At 70.8% G+C, this 9,501-nt stretch carries 9 protein-coding genes and 1 pseudogene; 6 read left to right on the forward strand and 4 right to left on the reverse strand.

All coding sequences use genetic code 11. The features are described 5' to 3' along the window. Window positions 1-137: 137 nt before the first annotated feature. A complete protein-coding gene (locus AOK17_RS36255) occupies window positions 138-851 on the reverse strand; it encodes a TetR/AcrR family transcriptional regulator (protein WP_055616854.1) in 714 nt (237 codons plus the stop codon). A gap of 84 nt (window positions 852-935) precedes the next feature. Here AOK17_RS36255 and AOK17_RS36260 point away from each other — a divergent pair, with 84 nt between their 5' ends. The 3 genes from AOK17_RS36260 (at window position 936) to AOK17_RS36270 (ending at window position 3,980) form a co-directional block, all read left to right on the forward strand. Continuing rightward, entirely contained in the window at window positions 936-1,916 is a 981-nt protein-coding gene (locus AOK17_RS36260) for an ATP-binding cassette domain-containing protein (protein ID WP_055616855.1), read from the forward strand. After that, window positions 1,913-2,695 carry an ABC transporter permease gene (locus tag AOK17_RS36265; RefSeq protein ID WP_055616856.1) on the forward strand — a complete coding sequence of 261 codons (783 nt, stop codon included), beginning with the start codon at window positions 1,913-1,915 and terminating at the stop codon, window positions 2,693-2,695. The genes AOK17_RS36260 and AOK17_RS36265 overlap by 4 nt, the downstream gene beginning before the upstream one ends. A gap of 76 nt (window positions 2,696-2,771) precedes the next feature. Beyond that, window positions 2,772-3,980, forward strand: coding sequence for a CaiB/BaiF CoA transferase family protein (locus tag AOK17_RS36270; protein WP_425424666.1), 1,209 nt, complete (start codon window positions 2,772-2,774; stop codon window positions 3,978-3,980). Window positions 3,981-4,033: 53 nt separating this feature from the next. On the opposite strand, the gene AOK17_RS36275 is transcribed toward AOK17_RS36270, so the two are convergent. From AOK17_RS36275 to AOK17_RS36285, 3 genes are all read right to left on the reverse strand, one after another. Next, a complete protein-coding gene (locus AOK17_RS36275; protein WP_055616858.1) occupies window positions 4,034-4,303 on the reverse strand; it encodes a hypothetical protein in 270 nt (89 codons plus the stop codon). 115 nt (window positions 4,304-4,418) lie between these two features. Next, window positions 4,419-5,219 carry an anti-sigma factor gene (locus AOK17_RS36280; protein WP_055616859.1) on the reverse strand — a complete coding sequence of 267 codons (801 nt, stop codon included), beginning with the start codon at window positions 5,217-5,219 and terminating at the stop codon, window positions 4,419-4,421. After that, the gene (locus AOK17_RS36285; RefSeq protein WP_055616860.1) at window positions 5,216-5,758 is read right to left on the reverse strand and encodes a sigma-70 family RNA polymerase sigma factor; all 543 of its coding nucleotides are present in this window, start codon (window positions 5,756-5,758) and stop codon (window positions 5,216-5,218) included. Before AOK17_RS36285 ends, AOK17_RS36280 begins: the two co-directional genes overlap by 4 nt. Window positions 5,759-6,018: 260 nt before the next feature. Between AOK17_RS36285 and AOK17_RS36290 the strand changes: the two genes are divergently transcribed. The 3 genes and pseudogenes from AOK17_RS36290 to AOK17_RS52775 all read left to right on the forward strand — a co-directional run. Beyond that, window positions 6,019-7,560 carry a DUF4331 domain-containing protein gene (locus AOK17_RS36290; protein WP_055616861.1) on the forward strand — a complete coding sequence of 514 codons (1,542 nt, stop codon included), beginning with the start codon at window positions 6,019-6,021 and terminating at the stop codon, window positions 7,558-7,560. Window positions 7,561-7,680: 120 nt separating this feature from the next. After that, the gene (locus AOK17_RS36295; RefSeq protein WP_079053473.1) at window positions 7,681-9,147 is read left to right on the forward strand and encodes a tetratricopeptide repeat protein; all 1,467 of its coding nucleotides are present in this window, start codon (window positions 7,681-7,683) and stop codon (window positions 9,145-9,147) included. Beyond that, window positions 9,144-9,501: pseudogene (locus AOK17_RS52775) on the forward strand (nickel transporter); the annotation flags it as partial. The gene AOK17_RS36295 and the pseudogene AOK17_RS52775, both read left to right, overlap by 4 nt.

The raw sequence follows: 9,501 nt of genomic DNA on the forward strand, positions 1-9,501 counted from the left end.
GGGGCGCGGGGAACGGCGCATCTTTCAGGGGCGCGGGGAACGGCGCAATCTTTTAAGGGGCGCGGGGAACTGCGCGACCAGCCACGACCCGCCCGCACCTTCAACACACCATCCCCATCCCCACCCCTCCGCCACACTCAGCGAGACGGGTCAAACCCGTCGAGCACCCGCTCCAACGCCCGCTGAAAGACCGCCCCCAGATCAATCGGCCCCGCATCCTCCATGAACGCCGCAGCCATCCGCGGATACGCCCCGGTGGCAACCTGCCCACCCAAGTACGCCCCGCGCACAGCGTTCTCCTGCTCCTCGGACCACGGCAACGCCCGCACCCGCTCAACCGTCGCCAGCTCATTTCCCACGTACGTCGTCACCACCCCGTTGACCATCGCGATCAGCTCGAACTTCGTGCCGTACGTCCCCTCGAAGGAGTCCAGGCACGTGAGGCAGTGCTCCAGATAGCGCAGGGCGTTGGGGCTGAACCCGTACACCGGTGACATCAGAGCCGGCAGCCACGGATGCCGGAGCATGAGCGCCCGGGTCTCATGGGCGACCCGGAGCATGTCGGCCCGCCAGTCCCCCGCCGGCTCCCACAGCTCGTGCTCACCGCTGACGGCGTCGACCATCAGCTCGTACAGGTCCTCCTTGCGCGGCACGTAGTTGTAGAGCGACATCGTGCCGCAGCCCAGCTCGGCCGCGACATGCCGCATCGAGACCCCGTCCAGCCCCTGCGCGTCCGCGATCCGCACCGCGGCGTCCGCGATGTCGGCCCGGGTGAACGCGGGCCGCGGCCCGCGTCCCGTGCGCTCGGGTCGGGCCCAGATCACTTCGGGTACGTCGGCGCGTCCTGCCATCGGTGTCGTCAGTCCTGCCATCGGTGGATCCTGTCGTCCCCATCGTAGTTACGTACAGCGTACGTAGTGAGGTATGGTCACACCATGACGACTACGTACGCCGTACTTAGTGAAGGTCTGGAGAAGAGTTTCAAGGAAGTCCGGGCGCTGCGCGGGCTGGACCTGGCCGTGGCGGAGGGCACGGTCTGCGGTCTGCTCGGGCCGAACGGCGCGGGCAAGACGACGGCGGTGCGGCTGCTCACCACGCTGCTGCGGCCCGACGCGGGGTCCGCGCGTGTCGCGGGGCACGACCTCGTCCGGGAGCCGGACGCCGTGCGCCGCGCGATCGGCGTCACCGGGCAGTACGCGTCGGTCGACGGCGACCTCACCGGGCGGGAGAACCTGCGGCTGTTCGCGAAGCTGCGCCGCCTCCCGAAGGCGGCGGCCCGCGCCGACGAACTCCTCGACCGCTTCGAACTCGCCGACGCGGCGGACCGCCCCGTGTCCACCTACTCCGGCGGTATGCGGCGCCGCCTCGACCTGGCCGCGAGCCTGATTACCCGGCCCGCGGTGCTGTTCCTCGACGAGCCGACGACGGGCCTCGACCCGCACAGCCGCAACCAGATCTGGGAGACCGTGCGCGCGCTGAAGGCGGAGGGCACGACGGTCCTGCTCACCACGCAGTACCTGGAGGAGGCCGACCAGCTCGCCGACGACATCGTCCTCGTGGACCGCGGCAGGGTCGCGCACTCGGGCACGCCCGCCGAACTCAAGGCGCTCATCGGCTCGTACGCGGAGGCGGTCGTCGCCGACGCGGACGCCATGGCCGGAGCGGCGGCCGTCCTCGACCAACTGACGGGCTCCCGGCCCGACTTCGACGTGGAGCGGCACTCCGTCGGCGCGGTCACCACCGACCCGACGCTCACTCTGCCCCGTCTCGTACGCGAACTCGACGCCGCCGGTGTGCCGTTGCTGGACGTGAACCTCCGCCCGCCGACGCTCGACGACGTCTTCCTCCGCCTGACCGACGGCTCGACCCGAGCCGGGGCCAGGGACCTCACCGACAGCAAGGAGCTCGTGACATGAGCGCGTTGGCGTACGACGGCACCGCGATGCTGGGCCGTCAGCTGCGGCGGATCCGGCACAACATGGGGCTGCTGATCCTCACCCAGACCATGCCGATCACGATGCTGCTGTTCTTCGGCTATGTCTTCGGCAGCGCGCTGGCGATGCCCGGCGAGGAGTACCGGGCCTTCCTGGTGCCGGGGCTCCTGGTCGCGACGGCGGCCAACGGGATCATGACCGGGATGTTCCAGGCCGCCCAGGACTCGCACCGGGGCGTGATGGACCGCTTCCGCACGCTGCCGATCAGCCGGGCCGCCGTACCGCTCGGGCAGGCCGTCGGGGACCTGGTCGTCACGGCCGTGGGCACGGTGCCGGTGCTGCTGGTGGGGCTCGCGGTGGGCTGGCGGATGGAGGGTTCCGCGCTGGAAGCGGCCGGCGCCGTGGGTCTGCTGCTGCTCTTCCGGTTCGCGACCACATGGATCGGGATCCTGCTGGGCCTGGCCTCGCAGAGCGAGGAGGCGGCCGGACAGCTGGGCGGCGCGACGTTCCTCCTGCCGCTGCTGTCGAACGCCTACATCCCTACGGACAACCTGCCGGGCTGGCTGCGCACGATCGCCGAGTGGAACCCGATCAGCGCGGTGACCACGGCCCTGCGCGACCTGTTCGGGAACGCGCCGGTGCCGACGGAAGGCGCCTGGCCGGTGACGCACCCCGTCGCGGGGTCGCTGGCCTGGTGCGCGGTCCTCATCGCGGTGTTCATGCCGCTCGCCGTCCGCCGGTACACCAACGGCGGACGCTGACCGCCCGTCCCGAGGCCACGTCCGCCCGGTGTACCGGCCACCGGCCCCCGCATGACAAAGCCCTCGCGCGCGGGACATGATCCCTCGCATGGAGCCGCTTCCCCTGCCCCTGGAGGGCATCACCGTCGTCGCCGTCGAGCAGGCCGTCGCGGCCCCCTTCGCCACCCGGCAGCTCGCCGATCTCGGGGCCCGGGTCGTCAAGGTCGAGCGGATCGACGGCGGTGACTTCGCGCGCGGCTACGACACCGCGGCGGCCGGTCTCGCCTCGCACTTCGTGTGGTGCAACCGCGGCAAGGAGTCCATCGCCCTCGACCTGAAGGACCCGCGCGGCCTGGACGTCGTACGCCGTCTCGTCGCGGACGCCGATGTCTTCGTGCAGAACCTCGCGCAGGGGGCCGCCGCGCGGCTCGGCCTGGACGCGGCGACGCTGTGCGCGGCCGACCCGCGGCTGATCGCCGTGGACATCTCGGGTTACGGGTCCTTCGGGCCGTACGCCGGCAAACGCGCGTACGACATGCTCGTGCAGTGCGAGGCGGGGCTGGTGTCCGTGACGGGGACGGCCGAGCAGCCGGTGAAGGCGGGGATCCCGGCGGCCGACATCGCGGCGGCGATGTACGCGTTCTCTGGGGTCCTTGCGGCGCTGGTGCGGCGTGGCACGACGGGGCGCGGGGGCCCGGTCGAGGTGTCGATGCTGGAGGCGCTGGCCGAGTGGATGGGGCATCCGCTGCACCATGCGATGCACGGCGGAACTCCCCCGGCGCGCACCGGTCTCGCGCACGCCGTCATCGCCCCGTACGACGCCTATCCGACGGCGGACGGCGGGCGGGTGCTGCTGTCGGTGCAGAACGACCGGGAGTGGCGGCGGCTGGCCGAACAGCTGCTTGGGCGGCCGGAGTTGGCGCACGACCCGGCGTACGCGACGAACGCGGCACGGGTCGAACACCGGGAGCACACCGACGAGTTGGTCGGCAAGGCGCTGGCGGCGCTGGTCACCGACGAGGCGGTGGCGCGTCTGGAGGCGGCCGGGATCGCGTGTGCGCGACTGCGGGACGTACGGGAGGTGGCGGAGCATCCTCAGCTGGCGGCGCGGGACCGGTGGCGGGAAGTGGGTTCGCCGGTCGGGCCGCTGAGGGCGTTGTTGCCGCCGATCACGCTGCCGGGCGGGGACTCGGCGCGGATGGGGCCCGTACCCGCGCTCGGGGAACACACCGGGGCGCTGCTGCGTGCCGTGGGGATGACGGACGATGAGATCGCAGCACTGCGCCGGGACGGTGTGACCGCCTGAGCGCGGGTCGGGGTCCTGCTCGGGTTCGGCCGCCTGTCAGCGGCCGAGGCCGCTCAGCGGCCGCCGAACAGGGAACGGCGCAGTCGGCGCAGTGGCGCGAAGAGCGAGACCCGCCTCACTCGCGCGCCCCTGGCGGTGCGGTTGTGCGCGGTGTCACGTGCGGTGAGCTCGCGCATCAGGTCCGTCGCCTCTGCCGCCTCGCGCTGAGGGATGGCGGGGCCACCCATCACCGAGAGATGGCGGTCGAGGCGCGAGCTGGTCGCGCTGCTGCCACACGTGATCGCAGGGACTCGCGCCCTGCCACGCACTGTTATCTGTTCCATGTCACTCCCCACCCATACGAGGGCACCCGGCCCGGGCAGGTTAACCCTATCGCTCCCTCTCCACACCCGTGTATCCCGGGCGCGGGATTCACCTTTCCGGTAAGGGTGTTGACGGTTACTCTCCGAATCCAACTGATTCCAGGGCGAGTTGGACAACCGGTGCGGTTGTTGGCTGCACTGAACCGCCCGACGGCTCGACGGTGACAGCGAGTGATGTCGCGTTCGTGTTCAGCCCGGTGGCAATCAAGGGCGTGTCGCCGTCCAGGAGCCCCAGGGAACGCGGTTTCTCCTCCGGTCGCATGAGCCACAGTTGGTGAACCCTTCCGTCGGAAGGTGTACCCAGTCCGGCGGCGGTCACTACAGCGGTGCGCTGCGAGGCGGACGCGACGACGCTCATGCCCTGTCCGTTCGCGTCGCGTCCGGCGCTCGCGCGGGCGTCCGGCGCGGCGAGAACGTGTGCGATCTCACGTGCCTGGGCGCGCTCCTGGGCGAGCTGGTCCTGGGTGCGGGCCGCCTGCATGCCGAAGAGCGCGGCAACGACGAGGGCGGCGGCGGCCGTGGTGGACGCGAGCGGGATGAGGAACGGAGAGAAGCCCGAGCGACGGGCACGCGACGGCGCCCGCTCCCCGTACCGGTCCGTGATCGCCCGAGCCGGTGGCTGGGCGAAGGCCGACGGTTCCTGAGGGGTCGTCCGTACGGCCATCAGGACCCGGTCGCGCATCGCGGCCGGCGCCGGGGCCGCCGTGGACCAGGCGAGCCGGACCGCGTCCTCGCGCAGCGCGCGCACCTCGGCGGCGCAGCTGTCGCAGCGCCTCAGGTGTTTCTCGAAACGCTTGTGCTCATGGGGTTCCAGGGCGTCCAGGGCGTAGGGGGCGGCCAGGGAGTGCAGATCACTCCGCCGGAAGAGGCTGGTCATGCGACACCTCCCAGGCAGTCGCGCAACCGCGTGAGTCCGTCGCGCATGCGCGTCTTGACCGTGCCGAGCGGCAGGGAGAGCCGTTCGGCCACTTCACGGTACGTGTAGCCGTCGTAGTAGGCGAGGGTGACGGACTGTCGTTGCAGTGCGGTGAGCCGGTCCAGGCAGCGGCGCACCCATTCTCGTTCGAGGCCGGCCTCGACCTCCTCGGCGACCTGGTCGAAGGCGGGGCCGTTCGAGCGCCGGGCCATACGCAGTTCGCGCTCCCCGGCGGCGCGGGCACTGCGGACCCGGTCTACCGCCCGGCGGTGCGCGAGGGTGAGGACCCAGGACAGTGCGCTGCCGCGGCCGGGGTCGTAGCGTCCGGCGGACCTCCAGAGTTCGAGGAGAACCTCCTGGGCCACCTCCTCGGACTGGGCCGGATCCCGCACCACGCGGCGTACCAGCCCGAAGACCGGCCCGGACACCAGACCGTACAAATCCTCGAAGGCTTTCTGGTCTCCTCCGGCCACGAGCACCAGAAGTTCGTCCGCCTCCACTCGTTTCCCCCTCTCCGGCCATTGAACGGCCCGTCTCATCCTCACGTATTCGGCGCCGGAACGCCTTCGGATGGGGTTACGGATCAACTGCTTGAAAACGCGGGTGAATCCCGAACCAATCCTTCCGAGCCCCCGCTCCGAATGGCGTGCATCAGGCAACACCAACCGACGCGGAACGAGAGCAGGAGCCGGCCAGTCGACGGGTCGCTCCTCGCGGACATCACCGCCGGGACACAGCTTTGGGACAGAGGACGGACGGCATGACACCTTTCACCAGCGGGTTCGTGGGACGCAGGAGCCTTGCGACCCTTGTCTGCGGTGCGTTGGCCACCGGCGGGCTCGCGGCCGTCGGCGTGACCGCGCTCGGACCGGGGACGGCGAGCGCGTCCAGCCACCGCGAGGCTCCGCTCATCTCGGGGCAGCCGCAGTTCGACAACACGGACGTGTACGCGTTCGTCAGCCCCGACCATCCGGACACCACGACGCTCGTCGCGAACTGGATCCCGTTCGAGGAACCGGCGGGCGGGCCGAACTTCTTCACGTTCGCCGAGGACGCCCAGTACGACCTGCACATCGACAACAACGGTGACGCGCAGGGCGAGTTCGTCTTCCGCTACACGTTCAAGACGCACGTCAAGAACGACAAGACGTTCCTGTACAACACGGGCCCGGTCGAGAGCCTCGACGACCCGGACCTCAACATCACGCAGACCTACGACATCGATCTGCTGCAGCTCAAGGACCAGTACGTCGTCAAGAAGACCAAGTACGCGGACGACGTGCCGGTCGCCCCGTCCAACGTCGGCCAGGCGTCCATGCCGGACTACGCCAAGCTCCGCGAGCAGGCAGTGCACGAACTCCCGGGCGGGGCGAAGACGTTCGCCGGTCAGGCGGACGACCCGTTCTTCCTGGACCTGCGCGTCTTCGACCTGCTGTACGGCGGGAACCTGTCCGAGGTCGGCAATGACACGCTGAAGGAGTACAACGTCAACTCCGTTGCCCTTCAGGTGCCGACCGACATGATCCAGGAGTCGGCCGACCAGCCGATCGTGGGCATCTGGTCGACGACGCAGCGCAAGAGCGCGAGCGGCAAGTACCGGCAGGTCTCGCGCCTCGGTATGCCGCTGGTGAACGAGGTCGTCAACCCCATCAAGGACAAGGACAAGTTCAACGCGTCCTCGCCCTGGAACGACGGCGACTTCCTGGAGAACGTCACCAACCCCGAACTGCCGAAGCTCATCGAGGCGATCTACAAGATCCCGGCCCCGAAGGAGCCCAGGAACGACCTGGTCGACGTCTTCCTCAAGGGTGTCGAGGGCCTCAACCAGCCCCCGCACGTGCGTGCTTCGGAGATGCTGCGACTGAACACCTCGATCAAGCCGGCGGCCAAGGAGAAGCGGCTCGGCGTGCTGGACGGCGACAACGCGGGCTTCCCGAACGGACGCCGCCTCGGCGACGACGTGCTGGACATCGCGCTGCAGGTCGTCGAGGGCGAACTCGTCGGTGCCAAGAACGACTTGGGTGACGCGGTCGACAAGAACGACCAGAAGTTCGAGAAGGCGTTCCCGTACGTCGCGCTGCCGACCTCCGGTTCGCGCGGTCCGCTCGCCAAGGGCACGACGGGCACGAACGACGTCCGCAACCAGCTCGGTGACGCCCTGCAGCCCGCGGGCACCACGGGCGGTGTGGCCGGCATGAACGACACCACGCTGATCGCCGTCTCGGCGGCGTCCGGCGCGGCCGGGTTCCTGCTCATCGGCACGGGTCTCCTGTGGTGGCGCAGCCGCCGCCGGGCCTACTGACCCGCACTCCGACTGGCGCGGCCCGCGCGTATCCGTCCCCCACGGCGCGCGGGCCGCGCCGCTCACCCCGAACCACCGCTTCTGAACCACCGCTTCCATCAAGGAGATTGAGGAGAGGGCATGGCCCCGGGTACGAACGAGGACGCGCAGGAGAAGGATCGCGCGGACGTGACCCCGCCGCCCGAGGGCGAGGACAGGCCCGACCGGTCCGACCGGTCCGACCGGTCCGACCGGCCGAAGGAAAGTCCTGAGTCCCCGCGGGCGCGGATGCTGCGGCTCGGCGCGTGCGCGGTGGCCATCGCCGTCGCGATGACCGCGGGAGCGGTGGTTCTGGGCAACAAGGACGACGACGGCGTGCGTACGGTGGCGTCCGCGCCCGGTGTCGCTCCCGAACTGCTGGCCACCGGCAGCCTCGCCTCCAGCATCTCCGCACTGCAGACCCACCTCAAGGCACAGCCCAAGGACTACGGCGGCTGGTCCACGCTGGGCGTCGCCTACATCGAGCAGGCACGCACCAACGGCGACCCGTCCCGCTATCCGCAGGCGGAGCGCGCGCTGGAGCGGTCGCTGAAGCTGAAGCCGGACAACGACCCGGCGCTCGCGGGCCGTTCGGCGCTGGCCGCGGCCCGGCACGACTTCCCCGCCGCACTCCGCTACGCGGACAAGGCGCTGGACGTGAACGCGTACAACGAGCGGGCGCTGTCGACCCGCATCGACGCCCTGGTCGAACTCGGCCGCTACAAGGAGGCGTCCAAGGCCGCCGACCAGGCCGACGAGCGCCGCCCCGGCATCCCGGTCTTCACCCGCTACGCCTATGTACGGGAGCTGCGCGGCGACGTCACCACGACGCGGCGCGTCCTGAAGCAGGCGCTCGCCGGTGCCTCCACCCCCGGCGACATCGCGTACGTGGCGACGGCGCTGGGCCAACTCTCCTGGCGCGAGGGCGAGTACAAGTCGGCGCTCACGTACTTCGAGCAGGCCCTGCGGGCCGACAAGGTGTACCTCCCGGCGCTGGAGGGCCGGGCCAGGGCGCAGGCCGCGAACGGCGACCGCAAGGCCGCGATCGCCGGCATGGAGGACGTCGTGGCCCGCTTCCCGCTGCCCGGCCCGCTGGTCGTCCTCGGCGAGCTGTACGAGGCCCGCGGCGGCGAGGAGGACAAGGCGAAGGCCCGTGCCCAGTACGCCCTGGTGAACGCCTGGACCGCGCTGGCCCGGGCGAACGGCGTCAACGCCGACCTCGACACGGCCCTCGCGGCGGCGGACCACGGCGACCGCAAGGCCGCCCTGCGCGCCGCCCGCGCCGAGTGGGATCGCCGGGAGACCGTCCACACCGCGGACGCGCTCGCCTGGGCCCTGCACGTCAACGGCCGCGACGACGAGGCCCTCCCCTACGCGCGGCGCGCCACGGCCACCGGCTACCGCGACGCGACGTTCCTCTACCACCGCGGAATGATCGAACAGGCCACGGGCAAAAAGAAGGCGGCCCGCGGGAGCCTTTCGGCGGCGCTGAAGCTCAACCCGGGCTTCTCGCCGGTTGGCGCGAAGCTGGCCGAGAAGTCACTCAAGGCGCTGGGCGGTGCCGAGTGAGCACCGTCCCCGCGCGTGGCCTCCGCGCCCGGCTGGCCCGGCAAGTAGCCGTGCGCCGACGGGTGTTCGCGTCCGGAGCGGCCGTCCTCGTGGCGGCCTGCGCGCTCGTGCTTGTCCCCTCCGGTACCGCGTCGGCGCATCCGCTCGGGAACTTCACCGTCAACCGGTACGACGGACTCGTGATCGGTCCCGGGAAGCTACGGGTCGACCATGTGGAGGACCTCGCGGAGATCCCGGCGACCCAGGCCAAGCCCGCCATCGACAAGGCGGGCATGGAGAGTTGGGCCCGGGAGCGGTGCGAGACGGCGGCCGGGAAGAGCCGGGTGACCGTGGACGGGGAAGCAGTCGCGCTGA

The sequence above is a fragment of the Streptomyces phaeochromogenes genome, assembly GCF_001418655.1.
Classification (GTDB): domain Bacteria; phylum Actinomycetota; class Actinomycetes; order Streptomycetales; family Streptomycetaceae; genus Streptomyces; species Streptomyces phaeochromogenes.

Excerpts from the sequence above, each read along its gene's own strand:
- AOK17_RS36255 (WP_055616854.1), bottom strand. The coding sequence starts at position 851 with ATGGCAGGACGCGCCGACGTACCCGAAGTGATCTGGGCCCGACCCGAG.
- AOK17_RS36260 (WP_055616855.1), top strand. The coding sequence starts at position 936 with ATGACGACTACGTACGCCGTACTTAGTGAAGGTCTGGAGAAGAGTTTC.
- AOK17_RS36265 (WP_055616856.1), top strand. The coding sequence starts at position 1,913 with ATGAGCGCGTTGGCGTACGACGGCACCGCGATGCTGGGCCGTCAGCTG.
- AOK17_RS36270 (WP_425424666.1), top strand. The coding sequence starts at position 2,772 with ATGATCCCTCGCATGGAGCCGCTTCCCCTGCCCCTGGAGGGCATCACC.
- AOK17_RS36275 (WP_055616858.1), bottom strand. The coding sequence starts at position 4,303 with ATGGAACAGATAACAGTGCGTGGCAGGGCGCGAGTCCCTGCGATCACG.
- AOK17_RS36280 (WP_055616859.1), bottom strand. The coding sequence starts at position 5,219 with ATGACCAGCCTCTTCCGGCGGAGTGATCTGCACTCCCTGGCCGCCCCC.
- AOK17_RS36290 (WP_055616861.1), top strand. The coding sequence starts at position 6,019 with ATGACACCTTTCACCAGCGGGTTCGTGGGACGCAGGAGCCTTGCGACC.
- AOK17_RS36295 (WP_079053473.1), top strand. The coding sequence starts at position 7,681 with ATGGCCCCGGGTACGAACGAGGACGCGCAGGAGAAGGATCGCGCGGAC.